At 38.6% G+C, this 18,643-nt stretch carries 13 protein-coding genes and 1 pseudogene; 11 read left to right on the forward strand and 3 right to left on the reverse strand.

Annotated features, from left to right (window positions below; genetic code table 11):
* Positions 1 to 85 precede the first annotated feature (85 nt).
* The 3 genes from H5088_RS15015 (at position 86) to speB (ending at position 3,812) form a co-directional block, all read left to right on the forward strand.
* Positions 86 to 484, forward strand: a complete 399-nt coding sequence (locus H5088_RS15015; RefSeq protein ID WP_182753503.1) for a hypothetical protein — start codon at positions 86 to 88, stop codon at positions 482 to 484.
* 487 nt (positions 485 to 971) lie between these two features.
* Complete coding sequence (gene speA / locus H5088_RS15020; RefSeq protein ID WP_182724593.1) at positions 972 to 2,885, forward strand: biosynthetic arginine decarboxylase; 1,914 nt, start codon at positions 972 to 974, stop codon at positions 2,883 to 2,885.
* A gap of 3 nt (positions 2,886 to 2,888) precedes the next feature.
* Complete coding sequence (speB, locus tag H5088_RS15025; protein ID WP_182695308.1) at positions 2,889 to 3,812, forward strand: agmatinase; 924 nt, start codon at positions 2,889 to 2,891, stop codon at positions 3,810 to 3,812.
* 54 nt (positions 3,813 to 3,866) lie between these two features.
* On the opposite strand, the gene H5088_RS15030 is transcribed toward speB, so the two are convergent.
* Genes H5088_RS15030 through H5088_RS15040 form a run of 3 tightly spaced genes read right to left on the reverse strand, consistent with a single transcriptional unit; the run spans position 3,867 to position 6,393 of the window.
* Positions 3,867 to 4,265, reverse strand: a complete 399-nt coding sequence (locus H5088_RS15030) for a DoxX-like family protein (RefSeq protein ID WP_182748455.1) — start codon at positions 4,263 to 4,265, stop codon at positions 3,867 to 3,869.
* Positions 4,252 to 5,274: a M48 family metallopeptidase gene (locus H5088_RS15035; RefSeq protein WP_182753505.1), complete on the reverse strand. Its 1,023-nt coding sequence runs from the start codon at positions 5,272 to 5,274 to the stop codon at positions 4,252 to 4,254. Before H5088_RS15035 ends, H5088_RS15030 begins: the two co-directional genes overlap by 14 nt.
* A 9-nt stretch (positions 5,275 to 5,283) precedes the next feature.
* The gene (locus tag H5088_RS15040) at positions 5,284 to 6,393 is read right to left on the reverse strand and encodes a YjgN family protein (protein ID WP_182753507.1); all 1,110 of its coding nucleotides are present in this window, start codon (positions 6,391 to 6,393) and stop codon (positions 5,284 to 5,286) included.
* A gap of 392 nt (positions 6,394 to 6,785) precedes the next feature.
* Between H5088_RS15040 and H5088_RS15045 the strand changes: the two genes are divergently transcribed.
* The 8 genes and pseudogenes from H5088_RS15045 (at position 6,786) to H5088_RS15080 (ending at position 18,489) form a co-directional block, all read left to right on the forward strand.
* Complete coding sequence (locus tag H5088_RS15045) at positions 6,786 to 6,989, forward strand: DUF1656 domain-containing protein (protein ID WP_024605434.1); 204 nt, start codon at positions 6,786 to 6,788, stop codon at positions 6,987 to 6,989.
* A 168-nt stretch (positions 6,990 to 7,157) separates the two neighbouring features.
* Positions 7,158 to 8,018 carry an HlyD family secretion protein gene (locus H5088_RS15050; protein ID WP_138489375.1) on the forward strand — a complete coding sequence of 287 codons (861 nt, stop codon included), beginning with the start codon at positions 7,158 to 7,160 and terminating at the stop codon, positions 8,016 to 8,018.
* 10 nt (positions 8,019 to 8,028) lie between these two features.
* On the forward strand, positions 8,029 to 10,065 hold the full coding sequence (locus H5088_RS15055; RefSeq protein ID WP_182695306.1) for an FUSC family protein: 2,037 nt from the start codon (positions 8,029 to 8,031) through the stop codon (positions 10,063 to 10,065).
* A gap of 76 nt (positions 10,066 to 10,141) precedes the next feature.
* On the forward strand, positions 10,142 to 10,873 hold the full coding sequence (locus tag H5088_RS15060; protein ID WP_182724598.1) for an RNA methyltransferase: 732 nt from the start codon (positions 10,142 to 10,144) through the stop codon (positions 10,871 to 10,873).
* A gap of 67 nt (positions 10,874 to 10,940) precedes the next feature.
* Complete coding sequence (locus H5088_RS15065; RefSeq protein WP_182753509.1) at positions 10,941 to 14,342, forward strand: chromosome segregation SMC family protein; 3,402 nt, start codon at positions 10,941 to 10,943, stop codon at positions 14,340 to 14,342.
* 74 nt (positions 14,343 to 14,416) lie between these two features.
* Positions 14,417 to 15,184, forward strand: coding sequence for a cell division protein ZipA (gene zipA, locus H5088_RS15070; protein WP_154903395.1), 768 nt, complete (start codon positions 14,417 to 14,419; stop codon positions 15,182 to 15,184).
* An 80-nt stretch (positions 15,185 to 15,264) separates the two neighbouring features.
* Positions 15,265 to 16,527: pseudogene (gene ligA / locus H5088_RS15075) on the forward strand (NAD-dependent DNA ligase LigA); the annotation flags it as partial.
* Positions 16,528 to 16,545: 18 nt separating this feature from the next.
* Positions 16,546 to 18,489: a BRCT domain-containing protein gene (locus H5088_RS15080; protein ID WP_182671355.1), complete on the forward strand. Its 1,944-nt coding sequence runs from the start codon at positions 16,546 to 16,548 to the stop codon at positions 18,487 to 18,489.
* The last annotated feature ends 154 nt before the right edge of the window (positions 18,490 to 18,643 follow it).

Consider the following 18,643-nt stretch of genomic DNA (forward strand, 5'->3'; position numbering starts at 1 on the left):
TTGGCAGGAATGGCTACCTTACCCTTATTAAAACATCGCAAATTGTAATACCAAACCAGCACTCATATTTTAATAGAATAAAAGATTGAATATATTATACCTTGTGATTATTTTTATATTTATAGCAGCTAGTTTCCTATTTTTTGCATTTTTAATTTATAGACTACCAAAACCCCTGCAGCAAAAATGTATTGAAGGTGAAATTGTATTTGTTTTTATTGATAAAAATACATGTTTTAGACACTTTCTTGAAACTGTTATTTTAAGAAATAAAGTAGTTACTTTAGCTGATAATAATACGGCCTTTTATGTAAATGCAAATGACTATAAAAAACTCTGGAAAGTTAGCCCACATAAATTATCTACAATGCAATGCACTTATAAGTTGAACTTAAACACTACACCTCTACTATTTGGTGGGTATGGTTTAGCTACGGTTGAAAATATGACAGCGATAGATAAAAAGCCAATAATAATTAAATAAAGAGTCAGTTATACAGTACTCATAAGTAGTTGTGAGCGGTTATTGGTGCTGGTGGATGTAGGCTAAGCGTTTTTGACGTGCAGTTTTTATTCACTTTGCAGAATACATAGGTAATACTTGGTCACAACACGTTGGCTAAATAGCAGTAATTTGAGGTGTTGAGAACACCTTACTCTAATCCATCAAAAGTAAATTTTATAAACAAAGTAACTCAAGATGAATTTTATTGAATGAGCTAACTCATTTTTGCTAATAAAATTTATAATGAGTCATTTAAAAACAGCCATTTTTTATAACTTTTCTTATCTTTAAAAATCATCAAAGTCCTGTTTTATATATGCTAGCGGGCAATAGTTGTTTGGTTATTTTTTTATCATCAAAAATCACTCGTTACGAGCAAAAATACTTGTTGGACTTGAATCTCTATTTTTCTTTTAATGCGCGGCACTAGCCGAGTCGGCATTAATTAAACAAAAGAGAAAGATAAATGAAAGAGACAACATCACTAGAACAAGCTCGTACGAGCTACAATGTTCGTCATTGGAGCCAAGGTTTTTTTGGTATTAATGATCAAGGTGATGTGTATGTTGCGCCCAAGGCTCATGCACCAGAGCAAACCATTGCATTAACAGATATCGCAAAGCAACTACAAGATAAAGGTTTAAGCTTACCTGCTTTAGTTCGTTTTCCGCAAATTTTACACCATCGTGTACACAGCTTATGCGGCGCATTTAATACTGCGATTGAAAACTATGGTTACCCTAAAGACTATCTATTAGTTTACCCGATAAAAGTAAACCAACAACGTGAAGTGGTTGAAGAAATAGTAGCAAGCCAAGCACAAGTAGAAAAAAAGCAACTTGGTTTAGAGGCAGGCAGCAAGCCAGAACTACTCACAGTATTAGCATTAGCTGAAAAAACCAGCGCTGTTATTGTATGTAATGGCTACAAAGATAAAGAATACGTACGTTTAGCACTTATTGGCGAAAAGCTAGGTCATAAAGTGTATATCGTACTTGAAAAGCTTTCTGAGCTAGACATGGTGCTTAGCCAAGCAAAAGAGCTTAACGTAAAACCACGCATTGGTATTCGTGTACGTTTAGCGTCGCAAGGTAAAGGTAAGTGGCAAGCGAGTGGTGGCGAAAAATCAAAATTTGGTTTATCCGCATCGCAAGTTTTACATGTAGTTAATCGTTTAAAAGGCGCAAACCAGCTTGATTTATTGCAGCTTGTGCATTTTCACTTAGGGTCACAAATGGCGAACATTCGTGACGTACGTTTAGGTGTAAGCGAAGCTGCGCGTTTTTACTGTGAGCTACGTAAACTAGGCGCAGAAATTGATTGTCTTGATGTAGGCGGTGGTTTAGCTGTTGATTACGACGGCACGCGTAGCCAATCGCATAACTCTATGAATTACAGCTTAGCTGAATATGCGAATAACATTGTGTACACCATTGGCGATACATGTAAGCAATATGAGCAACCAATGCCGACTATTATTTCTGAGTCGGGTCGTGCGCTTACGGCGCATCATGCTGTGCTTATTTCTAATGTTATTGGTACTGAAAGTTACACGCCAGAAGAGTTAGTAGCGCCAGCGGCAGATGCACCACTTTTATTAAAAAACATGTGGGCATCGTTTGTACAATTAACTGATTTAACGGATGACCGTGCATTAATTGAAATTTATCACGACAGCCAAGGTGATTTAGCTGAAGCGCATAACCAATTTGCACTCGGTTTATTAGACTTAGCGCAGCGTGCGTGGGCAGAACAAATTAATATTCGTATTTGTTATGAACTTAACAAGCACATGGATAACAAAAACCGTTTTCATCGTCCTATTATTGACGAGTTAAACGTACGTTTAGCCGATAAGTTTTTTGTAAACTTTTCGTTATTTCAATCGCTTCCAGATGCATGGGGCATTGATCAAGTGTTTCCGGTATTGCCATTAAGTGGCTTAACTGAAGCACCAAAAAAACGTGCTGTATTACTTGATATAACCTGTGATTCAGATGGCGCACTTGAGCATTACGTAGATGGACAAGGTATTGAAAGCACATTACCTGTACCAGAATTTAGTGCCGATAAACCTTATTTAATGGGCTTTTTCTTGGTGGGCGCTTATCAAGAAATTTTAGGTGATATGCATAACCTGTTTGGCGATACGCACAGCGCAATTGTTAATATGGATGAGCAAGGCGTTGCAAGTATTACCGAGATAAACCAAGGTGACACTGTTGCCGATATGATGCGCTATGTACATTTAGATGTTGAAAGTTTTCAGCAATCATACGAGCAGTTAGTAAGCACTAAAATTGAAAAACACGAACAGCAAAGCGTTTTAGACGAGTTGCAAAGCGGCCTTGATGGCTACACTTATTTAGAAGAGTTATAAGCAATGTCAACTTTGTTTGGTCACGCAGATCACTCATTGTACTCAAATGGGATGACGTTTTTACGTCGTCCTATGGTGCAAAACATTAATGCAATTGATGCAGACGTAGTGGTTTTAGGCTTACCATTTGATTTAGCGACCTCGGGCCGCCCTGGTGCGCGCTTAGGCCCTGATGCAATTCGTCGTGCATCGGTTCATTTAGCATGGGAAGACACTAAATACCCGTGGACGTTCCCGTTGTTTGAGCGCTTAAAAGTGGCAGACGCAGGGGACTTTACTTACCCTGTCGGGGATCCTGAGTATTTTACTGCGCAACTAGAAATGGCTGCTGATCAAATACTTCGCCAAGGTAAAACACTATTAGGTTTAGGGGGCGATCACTTTGTAACGCTTCCGCTATTACGTGCTCACGCAAAAATACATGGCAAAATGGCGTTAGTACATTTTGATGCGCACACCGATACCTATAGCAATGGCTCGCGTTTTGATCACGGCACTATGTTTTATCATGCACCAATGGAAGGGCTGATTGATGTTGAGCACAGTATACAAATAGGTATTCGTACCGACTTTGATCAAAGTAAACATGAGTTTGCTGTGATTGATGCAATGCAAGCCAACGATTTAGATGCTAATGATATTGCAGCGCAAATACTTGAGCGAGTAGGTGACCTACCTGTTTACTTAACGTTTGATATAGATTGTTTAGACCCTGCGTTTGCGCCTGGTACAGGCACTCCTGTGTGTGGTGGTTTAACGTCAGATAAAGTACTTAAAGTACTGCGTGCGCTAAAAGGCATAAACATGGTGGGTATGGATGTGGTAGAAGTATCACCTTCGTACGACCAAAGTGAGCTTACCGCAATTGCTGCAGCAACCATTGCGAGCGAATTACTGCATTTGTGGACGCATAAAAATAAGTACTAATTTTATAAATTTTGTACTACAAAAAAGGGTATGCATTTGCATACCCTTTTTTATTTAGAGGTATCGATTATTCAACTGCTCAATTTCTTTTAACCAAATAACGCTTAGCCCAATAAGCGGCAGGTTAGTAGTTACAGGGTTAAATGCTTCAATAAGCAATTGTGGCTGCATTACAACTACAGCAAGTAAAAGCCCCATAAGCGCCAATATATTTAAAGCTACCAAATGCTTATGTTTATAAAACACAAATAAACACAAGCCAAATATAATTTCGCCAACACCCGCCGAACGTGTAATTAAATCAGACACTTCGGCTGAAAAACCAGCACTGCCAGTCATTAATTTTTCAAGTGGTGCTACGTGATAAAGCTTTGGGAAAAAGCCGTGATATATCCAACTTAAACTCACTATGTAGCGAGCAAGTTGAATATAACCGCGATTATTTCCTAGCATTGTCAATACGCTCTTGTGCACTTGGGTGGCTAGATAAGTACTCTAATAAGTCATTTACTTTTTCTAGGTGTTCGTTTTCGCTGGTATGGCTTTCTTGCAGCGCTTCTATTGCATCAGCAAAGTCATTACTCGAATACCCAAGCGATTCTAATTGGGTGAGTGCAAAGCTATCTGCCTCGCGTTCCATATCTCGTGAAAACCCTTGCTGAGCAAACGATGCACCCGTACCTAATGCAACCTCTGCAACTCCCTCTAAATCACCAAATACAACTGCTAGTACAATCGTACTTGCGGCAGATTGTGCTGTAATACGTACGCTATGCTGGTGGACTACATGGCCCATTTCGTGTAGCAATACCGCTTTTAGTGCATTGGGTTTATCGGCAAGTAAATTTGCTAAATCATCGGTTACCACGATACGACCATGCGGTAGTGCAAACGCGTTAGCACCAAAGCTGTCTGATTTATAAAACGATAACCTATAAACCGATTGATCAAGCGATAACGCATTAAGCATACTTGTAAAATGTGCTTGTACTTTAGTTTGCTGCTCTGCGGGCAGCTCACTTGGGTCAAGCGCAATCTTTTTAATTAGTGTAAAACTTTGCTCCCCCATCTGTTCCACAACATTACGTGGCAGGGTATCAACACTATAAACAGCAATGGCCGGTACCGCTTTATAAAGTACTAACCACATAAAAAGTGGTGTAAATATGACTGCGGCTAAAATTACCCATTTACTTTTTTCAAGGCGCTCCATTATGTGCTGGTTATTTTCTTTAAATGGCCATCTGTAACTTACATCCTGAGGGATAAAACGACTGCCATCTTCAAAGTTTAATTCGTCGGCAAGTCCTGCCATCCCTGAACTTAATGTTAGACTTGAGATTACGTGGCGAGCGATAACGTGTTCATCGTTGATAACCTCAATGTGTGTGTCGCTAATAGTGGCAACACACACTTGATAGTTACTCGATGCGATGGGGAAAAAATGTCCCTTTACATGCATGGTGAGCTCTTAAGTTAGAGAAAGGTCAATATCAAATACGTTTGCAGCTTCTTCAGCAAATGATGATTGCTGTTCTTGCGCGGTATCGATTAGTTTTAATGCACCAGGATAAATAGTGACGTTAGTTACATCAGCGAGCATTTTTGATGTACGTACTTTTGTCCATGGGTATGCAAGCCCTAAAGAAAATACAATAGCCAACATATTAGTTAATAGTAAAACAGCGAAAGGAATTGGTTTTAGCTCTGATTTAAATGTAGCAACGCCTTCAAAATGGCTGTTATCAAAAATGTGATTTCTAATAGCGGCGTGCCATACAGCAGAAACAATGGCAATCATTAGCACATAGGCAATCATCATAAAGATAGGAAGCATAACCATCGCTGCAGAGTTTTCTAAATTTTGTTGGTTTTCAATATCTACTAAGTTGAGGCCAAATAATCCTAAAATCCCCATAAATACCACCATGGTGATAGAGCTCACTACAAAGCAAATAAGCGCTGTTAGGTAATAGGTTTCGCCTTTAAGATTTACAGTAAGTGGTTTATCGCCATAACTAATATTGCTATGGATATAACTATCAATACGTTTTATAACGTAAGGCATTAATAAATAAAGCGTAAATATGCTTGCAATAGGTAAAAGTATAAAGTTAACAAAGGCTTCGCCATAACTGCCTTTAAAAGCAAAGCGAACATTACGATGGCGGGTCATACGCAGATTAAAACGTAAACCTTGGTTAATAATCCATGGCATTAAAAAGATAAAACCAAGAGCAATAAATAGGCCTAAAATAGGCATAAAGCTAATTGAGAATGTGTAAATAAAAAATACAACAACCGCTAAAATCCGACCTTTTAAAATTTGTATTGGTGTTGCTAGGTAGTCAAAACTATGGCCATCTATACGGGTGTGGCCGTAAAAATAGCGATGCGTACGTACTTTAGCCCACGCCGAATATATGCCAAGCGTAATAACGCTAAGTAATATATTTACAATCCAAATTCCAAAAAACTCACCACCTTTACCACTAAATTGCACTTTTCCGCTAAAAATTGGTTCAGCAGGTTCATTTATTGGTGGGGTTGTTTCAGATGGGGTAGGGTGTATTGATTCCATTAAATTATATCCATGTTGTTTTTTTGTTAATTTACCCATTTTTAGTGCAAAATTCAATGTTTATAATTATCCAACCCTTCTGCAAACAGCTATAAATAGGCGTTTTAAATATTGAGTTAAATACTCTAATACTTTTTTATAAATAAACCTCGCTGGTTTATTTATTTGGCTGGTAACTGGGGTCTTTAGCTTATTAATATGCGATTTAGCTACTATACATACTTAGTGCTGCTTAAATGTAATGGCATTAATTATGTATTAAGCACACCTACGTACAATTAAGCTAATTGATTTATATGCCAAAATAATAGATTGTAAGAGTAGTGCGGATGTAAATTTATTTAGGTTTTACAGCTTTTATCACCGCTTTAAATAACATTAGGATATTTATTATGTTCCAAGCAGTCGTGTTAGGGGGGTTAGAGTTTAGCCCGCTGATTGTTTACTTCCCAATAGCATTTATTTTAACGGCGTTGACTCGTTTTGCTTTGCATCGACTAGATTGGCATGACCGTATTTGGAAAGTGGCTTGGTTTGAGGTGTCACTATTTGTTTGTTACTTGGCACTCGCCGTCTATTTATACCAATCTGTTTAATTAATTGAGCTATTTTGAGGCAAGAAAACCGTGTCGATAACAAGGCAAAAATTTCGTTATTTAGTTGTTCTATATCAGAAATTTTTAACACAGTTAGCGTCAGGTTTAAGCCCTCAAATTACTCAAGTATTATTGCGGGTTGGTATTACTAAGTGGAAGATAAATTGAATGATTAAATATCTGCGTATTACTTTTACTATCTTGGTTGTTATAGCTGCGGTTTTTGCTGGGCGTTGGGTATGGACTGACTACATGCATACTCCTTGGACGCGTGATGGGCGTATTCGAGCCGATATTGTCACGGTTGCTCCAGACGTGTCGGGTTGGGTAACTGCTTTAAATATTAAAGATGGTCAAAACGTACAAAAAGGCGAAGTACTTTTTAATGTTGATAAAAAGCGTTATCAAGCAGCGCTTGATAAAAGTAAAGCAAACACAGAAAACGCATTGTATACATGGGAACTTGCTAAACATAAATACGAAAGACGTGTTGAGCTAAACACTCAACAGGCAATAAGTGAAGAAACTTTAGAATCAACACGTATCAATACTAAAATTGCTGAGGCAAATTATAACCTAGCTAAAACAGAGCAAACAATTGCGCAGTTAAATGTTGATAGAACTAAAATTGTTGCGCCTGCATCAGGGCAAATAATTAATTTAAATTTACGCCAAGGCAACTATGTAGCTCAAGGCACGCCTGTTTTTGCTATTGTTCAGTCAGATTCATTTTATGTAACGGGTTACTTTGAAGAGAGTAAAATACCGCTTATTTATCCTGATCAAAAAGCTAAAATAGCGCTTCTAAGCGGTGGTAAGCAATTAACAGGGCATGTAGTGAGTGTAGGTAAAGCCATTGCAAATACGAATACACAAAGTAACGGACAACTTTTACCGCAAGTACAACAAACATTTAATTGGGTACGTTTATCACAGCGTATACCTGTTGATATTAAGTTAGATTCATTGCCCGAAAATACACAGCTTAGCGCAGGAATGACCGCCACTATACATCTCGCTACACGTTAAGGGGAATACAGTGGGCGTTGTATTACAAAATTTGTTTTTTCCAAAAAAACAGGCAATTATTTTTGCGACTAAGGGCGTTATAGCCATGGTGATGGCGCTCACTATTGCTATGTCGCTTAATCTTGAAAGGCCTTATTGGGCGTTAGTCTCGGCTATTTTTTTGCAATTACGCCCGCAAAGCGGATTGGTTATTGAAAAAGCAATTTGCCAAATAATAGGCACCATAGTGGGCGGTTTATTTGGCATATTGCTTTTAACTCAGCTAATTCTTTACCCTTATTTAGCGCTCGGTGCACTGGCATTATGGTTGGGGGTGAACTCTGCGTTATCGGCAATGGTACGCCAAGCAAACTTTGTGTATGCGTTTGCTATGGCAGGTGTAACAGCCGCTATTATTGTACTTTTAGTCATGGTTACTCCGGCAATGGTGAGCAGCCAGAGTATATTTGATATTGCACAAGCGCGAGTAAGCGAAATAATAATAGGTTCTGTATGTGCTGGGCTTGTGAGTCATCTATTTTGGCCTGTAAAGGTTAAACATTTACTGCAAACACAAGCGCGGTCGGTTATAAATCAAACGTTACATTATTTAGTTATTGAGCTTGATTCTAAGGGCTCGCACGAAAACCGTCATCAGCAAATAGATGGCATTATGGCAACATTGGGATCAATAAACGAAGATTCCAGCGCAGTAAGGTACGAAGGACCAAAAGGTCCAGGACGCTCGCGTGCTGCAAATCAGTTGTCGCAAAAAGTACTTTCTTTATTGGCCTTAATTCAAATAATTGGCCGTCTACAGCGAAACCACGAAGACCTTATTACACCTACTTTAGATAAATTAATAAGTAAACTTAAGCACGTATTTGCGCAAATTAAAGAGTCTGACGATTTTGATTACTGCGCCGAACAAGTTAAAACGCTGCGTAAAGAGCTAACCGACTATAGAGCAAATACGGTGTGTGATTCGCCATTTGAATCTCACATGCTCAATGTGAGCTTAGAAGTAGCAGCCGACTTAACAATTTTACTACGCGCATACAGAGCGTTAGAAGAGCGTGATAAAACATTATTAAATGCACCCAGTATGCTTACATATCGCGACCCATTAGCTGGCATTATTGTTGGATTTAGAACTGCTTTGGTATTTTCTATCGGCGCATTTATTTGGATTAATACAGGCTCTTCTGCTGCATTATTAATTATGATTTTACCGGTCATATTTTCGATAATGTTGGCGAGAATACCGTTAGCTATTTTACAGGTGGTAATAAAGCGTTTATTGGTAGGCGTGGTGGTTGCTGCTATTGTAACTATTTTTTACGCACTCAATTTATTATCACAAAGTGGTGGGCAATTAGAAATATTGCTACTTGTATTAGCAGGACCTTATTTTCTGGGTTTACTGCTGCTAGCTGATCAACAAACATTGCCATATGGCTTGGGGTTTTGTATCCCATTTACGATTTTGGTAAGACCCAGTACCGATATGAGCCTTGCGTTTTCAATCGATTACACACTTAGCTCTGCAATGGCAATTTTTGCGGGGGTGAGTATTTTATTTTGGATTTTTCAGTTATTCACAGGCCCGAGTGTGCAATTACTTGTTCATCGTGTTTTTAAGGCCACTTATAAAGATTTACTCGAAATAAATAACCATCCAACCCCAAGTATTTGGTATAACCGCCGCATGGCCGATAGGTTAATTCGCCTAACTAATTACGATCAAGGTTCACACTCACGCGTAATTACTGATCTTGCACTAACCGCTCTAAATTTAGGGCATGCGTCGGTTCGATTAAACTCAATTTGTGAAAATTTGGCTGGTAATACAAAGCTAAAGTATTTAAATGAGTGGCAGCGTACATTAGCCGATGCATTTATGTTGGCAACCAAGGGCAAATTTAATAATAAGTTTAAGCAAGCGTCAGATAATCTTTATGGGGAATTGGCTCAGACGGTTGACGATTCAAATCAATTAGAAGCAATAAAAGGTATGTTTATTCGCATTAATCTGACCTTTGAAAGAAGTGCGAGTAAGATAAATTAGCCCCATTCGCTGCTTTTCGAGTTCAGATGTTATAACGAAATCTGTTATACTTGCTGGATAATTTTATGGGGCTGTTATGATTTCAAAAAACCAACTCAAACTTATTCGCCAACTTGGCCAAAAAAAGTACCGAAAGCAATATAATCAATACCTTGTACAGGGTGAGAAAAACGTACTTGAGTTATTAAACAGCCCATTAAATGTGGTTAATATTTTTGCTACAAACGAATTTATAAATGCGTACCAAGGTAAGTATCAGCACGCTAATTTTATTGAAGCTGATGAAGAAGTCCTCACCAAAGCCAGCACGCTAGTTAGCAATAATGCAGCCATTGCTATTGTTGATATGCCAAAGGCAGCTTTACCACAAGCAAGTGGCTTAATACTCGCACTTGATGGCGTATCAGACCCTGGTAATTTAGGCACAATAATAAGAGTGGCAGACTGGTACGGTATTAAACATATAGTAACTAGCACCGACAGCGCAGACGCTTACAACCCAAAAACAATTAGCGCCACGATGGGCTCATTTGTAAGGGTATCGGTAAGCCAAGTAGATTTACCTGATTACCTACAGTCTTTAAATTTACCTGTTTACGGTGCTTTTTTAGATGGGCAAAGCGTGCATAAAACCCAATTTACGGGCTCAGGCGTTTTACTAATGGGCAGTGAGTCGCATGGAATACGCGAGACATGTGCAAAATTAGTAACTAATAAAATCACCATCCCCGCTTTTGGTGGTGCAGAATCGCTTAATGTTGCAATGGCGACCGGTATTATTTTAGATAATTTTAAACGACAAGCTTAACAATTTAACTGTTAATGAGTTAAATTGTTTGTAATCAATAACAATAATAATCGGTAATAACAATAAGATGCGCTTAAGCACTATTAAATTAGCGGGCTTTAAATCCTTTGTAGAGCCCACTAAAATTCCATTTCCTGATCAAATGACGTGTGTTGTTGGCCCCAATGGCTGTGGCAAATCTAACGTTATTGATGCAGTACGATGGGTGCTAGGTGAAAGCTCTGCTAAAAACCTGCGTGGCGACGCCATGACCGACGTTATTTTTAATGGCTCAACTAATCGAAAAGCCATATCACAAGCCTCTGTAGAACTTGTTTTTGATAACGATAAAGGAAGTCCTTCAAACACATTTGCCGATCGAAACCAAATTGCTATTAAGCGTTTAGTAACGCGCGATGGACAGTCACTGTATTTTTTAAATGGCAGTAAATGCCGTAAGCGCGATATTACCGATATATTTTTAGGCACCGGTCTTGGTCCACGTAGTTACGCAATTATTGAGCAAGGGATGATCTCGCGCTTAATAGAAAGTAAACCACAAGAGCTGCGCGTATTTTTAGAAGAAGCCGCTGGCGTTTCTAAATACAAAGAGCGCCGCCGTGAAACACAAACTCGTATAAAGAGCACTCGCGAAAATCTTGAACGTTTGTTAGATGTGCGTAAAGAGCTGCAAAGTCAGCTCGATAAATTGGCTGTGCAGTCGGTTGATGCAAAAAAATACCGCGAATTAAAAGCACAAGAACGTACGCTAAAAGGCCAAATTGCCGTTTTAAAATGGCAAAAGTTACATCAGCAGCAACTTGAAAAAAGTGCCCAAATTAAAAAACTTAATGATCAAATTTTGTTTTTTAAAACCGCTAACTCAGGGCATGACGATGTACTTGCAAGCCTAGAGGGGCAAGTACAAGCCCAGCAAGATAAACTAAGCGATGCACAGCATCAGCAACATGTAATACACACCGAGCTTACTCGCGCTGAGCAACAACAAATCAATGTAAAGCAGCAAACCCAAACGCTTAAACAAAGTTTAATTAAATTACAGCAACGCCAAATTCAAAGTGCTGAGGTAAAATCGCAGCAGCAAATTGTGTGCGAGCAGCTCAAAGAAGCCCTGCAAGAGGCAAATGAAAACGCCTTAATATGTGAAGAGGAAGTTAGTGGGTTAACGCATGAACTTGAGGAATTATTAGCACTTAAGCAGCGCCACCATACTCATTGGCAAGCTTTGTGTGAGCAACAGCAACAGCTTAATAATAACGTGCAACTACATAGTAGTCACATTAAACAAACTCATCAGCAAATAAGCCACGTTAACGAGCAAATTGATCAGTTAACTGTTCAGCTTAGCGAGCTACAAAGTAGTGATGTAGAGCAGCAGTTAATACAGCAAACACAGCAAACACAAACCTTAACTCAAGAACTTGCCGCTAAACAAACAGCACATACGAAGTGCACTGCTAAGCTTGAAGTGCAAAATGAGCTTGTTAATAACTCACAAAAACAATATTCGACACTCACTCAAACAATAAACGAGTTAAAAGCCAGTATAACGGGGCTTAAAAGTACATTAGGGCTTGATGAGAAAAGTGAACGTACTAATGGTTTGTTTAATCAGCTAAGTGTTAAAGCAGGCTTCGAGCTTCTAATAGAGCAAGCACTTAAATCTTTAGAGCATTTAAATGTAAGTGAGCAGCAAGCTGATAACAGTGTGTGGCCAAATAGTGATAAAAGCATGCCAACAAATAGCTTAGCTACATATATAACAAGCGGTGTTTATCCAGAGCATTTAGCACGTATTGCTTATAGTGAAAGCGGTGATTTAGAAATACTAAAAGATAGTTTTTATACAGCCGTTATGGATAAAAACGGTGCTTTATATGGTCGTAATTGGCATGTAAATGCTGAATGTAATGCAGAAAACTCATTACTTTTAAAGCATAAGCAATTGCAAGATAAAGCGCAGCAGTTAATCAATGCCGAGGACGAGTTACAACAAGTAACACACACTCGTGACGAACATACAGCTGAGCAAATAAAATTAATTAACGAACAAAGCGAGCTAAAAGAAGCCATACATGAGCTTGCGCAAAATATAGCAGTAGCCAGTACGCGCAGCGATATGCTCAAACAGCAAGTAGCGCACTTTAAGTTACAACTAGAAAAGCTACAGCAACAAAAACAGCAATTAACAAATCAGCTTTTACAATTAAATACCGTGCTTGATGAGCAAGTAGCGCAATTTGAAGTGTTAAATGAGCAGCAACTCAACTTAGCGGATGAAGTAGACGCTGCAAATAGTTTGCGCTCACAAAGTGATAAAAGTTATAGCGAAGCATTAAGCATGCTTGAGCAATATAAAACACAAGCGCATAAGGCAACGCTCTCAGAGCAAAAGGCACGCAGTGAATGGCAGTTAAGCCAAACCAAATTGAGCCATGCAGAGCAAGAGCACGTTAGTGCATCTGAAGGTGCGCAAGAACTACTTAGTGAAATAGAAGAGCTGCTAATACCAGAGCAAGAACTTAGCGATAAAATTACGCAGCTCTTAGCACAGCATCAAAAAGGTGAGCAGGCATTAGTATTGCTACAAAAAGAATTAGCTCAGGCGAAAGAGAGCTTAAACACTAAGCAAATAAGCCTTAAAAATTCACAAGGTGAGCTGGTGGGCTTGCAAGAGCAGCACCAAAAGCTAACAATTGAAGAACAAAGTTTAGTAATAAAAGCGCAAGTTGCGCTTGAGCCATTAGAAGAATTAAAACAAAGCTTAAAAGCAATACTTGATGAATTACCAGATTCATTAAATTTAAGTGCAGCACAAAATCAGTTAACAGGATTTACTAATCAGTTAGATAAATTAGGTGCAGTAAACTTGGCGGCAATAGAAGAGTTTGATTTAGCCAAAGCACGTAGTGATTATCTTGATAATCAATTAGATGATTTAACAAAAGCGTTAAGCACCCTTGAAGGTGCAATTCGTAAAATTGATATTGAGACCAAAACACGCTTTAAAGCGACGTTCGATCAAGTTAACGAAGACTTTGCTGAGCTATTTCCTAAAGTTTTTGGTGGTGGGAGCGCGTATTTAGAATTAACCAGTGACGATTTACTCGAAAGTGGTGTTAGTATAATGGCACGACCACCGGGTAAGAAAAATTCAACAATTCATTTGTTAAGTGGTGGAGAAAAAGCGCTGACCGCATTATCATTAGTGTTTTCTATATTCAGGCTCAATCCAGCTCCTTTCTGTATGCTGGACGAAGTAGATGCACCACTAGATGATGCCAACGTTGTGCGTTTTTGCCGTTTGGTTGAAGAAATGTCACAATCAGTGCAATTTATTTATATTAGTCATAATAAAATTGCGATGGAAATGGCAGGTAGATTAACAGGTGTTACTATGGCAGAACCTGGCGTATCGCGTATGGTTGCTGTAGATATAGAGCAAGCTGTGCAACTTGCACACGCATAAATTTTTATAACAAGTGTATTAGTTTTTCATTAATATACAGGTTTTAGGCATATCAAATAATAAAAGGTGAGGGGATGGCCGAACAATTAAGATGGGTTTTAATCGTTATCAGTGTAATTGTCATTGGTGGTTTATTAATACATGGATTGTGGTCAGTTAGAAAAAAAGACCGCCCAGAAGTATCGGATAATGAACGGGTTGAGCCATTACAACAAAGCGCACCAGCTTCATCTAAACCGTTTCGTACTGAGGCTGAGCCAAAAGAGCCAATGCAAGACGAACGTGATGAGCCACAATTTGGCGAGCTTAACTTTGATGCAAATGAGCCGCAAATTGATACAAGCGTGCCAGAAACACCAATTGAAGACGACCTAGAGATAGTTGATGATCTTGAAACAAAAGATCAAAGTGCTGAAGAAGCGCCTACTCAAATGTCTGACTTTGTTATTGTGCATATTCAAATGCCAGAAGAGCTTAGTATGCAGGGCAGTAAATTATTACCAGCAGTTAATACTTTAGGTTTTAAATATTCTGAGGAAGGTTTTTTTAATCGCCACTTAGATCCGGCTGGCCAAGGCCCTGTTTTATTTAGATTAGTAAATATGTATAACCCAGGTACGTTTGATATTGATAATATGGAACAGTTTAGTACCGCTGGGGTAAGCTTATTTATGACGTTACCGTGCGACGGCGATGGTCTAGCGGCATTTAATATGTTGCACAGCGCAGCTAAAAAGTTAGCGGATGAATTTGGTGCACAAATTTTAGATGCTGAGCGAAATGAAATGACAGTAGAGCGCATCAGGCAATATGTTGAACAGGTTCGTTCTTTTTCAGCGTAAATAACGCATACATTATATTTTTATAAGCCACTGGACGGTGAATCGTCAAAGTGGCTTTTTTTATGTTTATTGAGGTTTAAATGTCTAGCAGCATTAGTGAGCAAATTAATCATCTTCGTACTACATTAGAGCAACACAACTATAACTATTATGTGCTCGACACCCCCAGTATTCCTGATTCTGAATACGATAGGTTATTACGCGAATTAAGCGCACTAGAGATGCAGCACCCTGAATTTTTAACCGCCGACTCTCCGACACAAAAAGTAGGCGGTGCCGCACTGAGTAAATTTGAGCAAGTAGCGCACCAAGTACCCATGTTATCGCTTGATAACGCGTTTAGTGAAGAAGAATTCACTGCGTTTAATCGTCGTATAAAAGAGCGCTTAATGAGTACTGATGAGCTTACTTTTTGTTGTGAGCCAAAACTTGATGGATTAGCCGTATCAATTATTTATCGTGATGGTGTGCTTGTACAAGCGGCTACGCGAGGTGATGGTTTTACCGGTGAAAACATTACTCAAAATGTTAAAACCATTCGTAATGTACCGCTTAAGTTACGTGGTGATTACCCAAAAGAGCTTGAAGTGCGCGGCGAAGTATTTATGGACAGCGCTGGCTTTGATAAATTAAATACTGAAGCGCAAAAACGCGGTGAAAAAGTATTTGTTAACCCGCGTAATGCAGCCGCGGGGAGTTTGCGTCAACTCGATTCTAAAATTACAGCTAAACGCCCACTCATGTTTTATGCCTATAGTACCGGGCTTGTAGCTGATGGCAGTATTCCTGAGGATCACTATCAGCAATTAGAAAAGTTAACTGACTGGGGGTTGCCACTGTGCCCAGAAACAAAATTAGTTGAAGGTCCTAAAGCCGCGCTTGAGTACTACAGCGATATTTTAACGCGCCGTGGCGAGCTTAAATATGAAATTGATGGCGTAGTAATAAAAATAAACCAAAAGGCCTTACAAGAGCGTTTAGGCTTTGTGGCACGAGCTCCCCGCTGGGCTATTGCGTATAAATTTCCGGCGCAAGAGGAAATAACCCAACTACTTGATGTTGATTTTCAAGTCGGTCGTACTGGCGCCATTACACCGGTTGCACGTTTGAAGCCTGTTTTTGTGGGTGGCGTTACCGTATCAAATGCAACGCTTCATAACAGTGATGAAGTTGCACGTTTAGGCGTAAAAGTAGGCGATACAGTTATTATTCGCCGCGCAGGAGATGTGAGTGTCACCTTAAGTAAGTTTGTTTCAAGTAGGAATCATCAAATAAGAAGTTACTATATGAATAATCATTTTTCCGATGGCAAATCTTCTTTAAATCTTCTATCGACAGCAGCCCATTAAGGATATCTTGTAATGTTAAAAGCCACTTTCAGTAATGAGCAAATAGACACTCTAAAAAAAATAGATAAAGAAATTAAGCCAAATGAGTTAATTAGTCTTTTTGATAAATCAAACTTAGATTCAGATGAATTAGTACAAATCTTAAAAGCATCAAACGCTCTTTATAGAGTAGGTCTTCAAGTCATAACAGATGAACAATATGATTTATATATTTCTATGCTAAGAAGTATTAATCACCTTCACCCATACCTTAATAAAGTTGAACCTGAACCTGAAGCTCTTGCAGAAGCAAAAACAGTAGAATTACCGCAAAGAATGCTTTCAACAGAAAAAGCTTATTCAAAAGAAGATATAGAAAAATGGTTGAAAAGGATCTTGAAAGCGGCTCAAGAAATTAATATTTCAGAAAAAGATATTTATTTAAGAGTAACACCGAAACTTGACGGTTACGCAGCTTTTGATGATGGTCAGAAATTATATACAAGAGGCGATGGTTACAGAGGCCAAGATATCACAAGGGCATTTGATAGAGGGCTAAAAGTTGCAGAAAATGGCGTTCGAGGTTTAGGTCCCGGTGAAATAGTCATTAAGAAGAGTTATTTCGATAGTAAATTGAGTGATATTTTTGAAAACTCAAGAAATATACAAGCAGCTATAATCGCAGAAAAGAAGTTAGACGAAAACGTCCAGAAAGCTATAAAAGATGGTGCATGCGTTTTTTATCCATTCACTTTAATTAAAAACAAAACAGCTCACTTTTCTGAAATCATTGAAAATTTCGAGTCAATAGTTGAAGAAATATGGAAAGCTGTAGATTTTGATATCGATGGTGTCATTCTTGAAACAACTCATGAAGACTTGAAAGAGTATATGGGCGCTACAAGAAAGAGCCATAGGTGGCAAATTGCTTTTAAAGTTAATGAAGATTCTGCTGAAGTAAAAGTGATAAGCATAACACCGCAAACTTCAAGGACTGGTCGCATATCTCCTGTAGCTGAGTTAGTTCCTACAAAATTAAGTGGTGTAACAATTAAGAGGGTTACTGTCCATCATTATAATATGGTTAAAACCAAAAAAATTGGCTCCGGTGCAATAGTTGAAATAGTCAGAAGTGGTCTTGTAATACCAAAAATTGAAAGAGTTATTAAGGAATCTGAGGTTCAACTCCCGGATAATTGCCCTAGTTGCGGCTCGAAGCTCTTGTGGGAGTCAGATCATTTAATTTGTCCTAACAAAAGTGATTGTCCAGCCCAAACCGAAAACACTTTAATACATTTTTTCAAGACGTTAGGTAACAATGATGGTTTTGGGCCTAAAGTTATAGAAAAGATTACTAACTTTGGAATTAAACATATACATGAAATATATCAAATTCCTAAACATAAATTTTTAGCTTTTGGCTTTGGTGATAAGACGTCACAAAACTTAGTAGATCAACTGCAAGCAAGTCGTGAGATTGAAATAGAAGATTGGCGTTTCCTCTCAGCTTTTGGAGTAAGTCGATTAGGTGGTGGGAACTGCGAGAAATTGCTTCAGCATTGTCCTATAGTGGAGCTTTTCGAAATATCAGTCGAGGATATGGTTAAGATAGATGGATTTGCACAACTGAGCGCTGAAGCTATCGTTGAAGGCCTAGCAAACATTAGAGAAGAGTTTTTTAAGGTTTATAATCTTGGCTTTAAATTAAGTGTTACGGCTAAGGAGTCCGATAGAGTAAGTTTAAATTCTCCAATTGCTGGAACCGTTGTTGTTTTTACTGGCTCCATGCAACAAGGTTCTCGTGGAGACATGGAAAAACATGCAAAAACACTCGGAGCAAAAGTAGCTAAGTCTGTTACAGGTAACACGACCTATTTGGTAACGGGCGAAAAGGTTGGTGAAACAAAAATTAATGCCGCAAAAGATAAGGGCGTAGAAGTGTTAACAGAGCAAGAATATCTTAGCTTAATTGGATAAATCAATTATCCCAAAAAATTATATGAAGAAGTGTGATTACCAAGGGATTATGTCGGTCTAATTACCGAGCGACTTTGTCGTAAATAGCATATCAGCCAGTTACTAAACTGGCTACCTTTTATGCCGATTCAGCCAGAGCATTAGATTTTTCGAC

Source organism: Pseudoalteromonas sp. SR43-3 (genome assembly GCF_014163875.1).
Taxonomy (GTDB): domain Bacteria; phylum Pseudomonadota; class Gammaproteobacteria; order Enterobacterales; family Alteromonadaceae; genus Pseudoalteromonas; species Pseudoalteromonas distincta.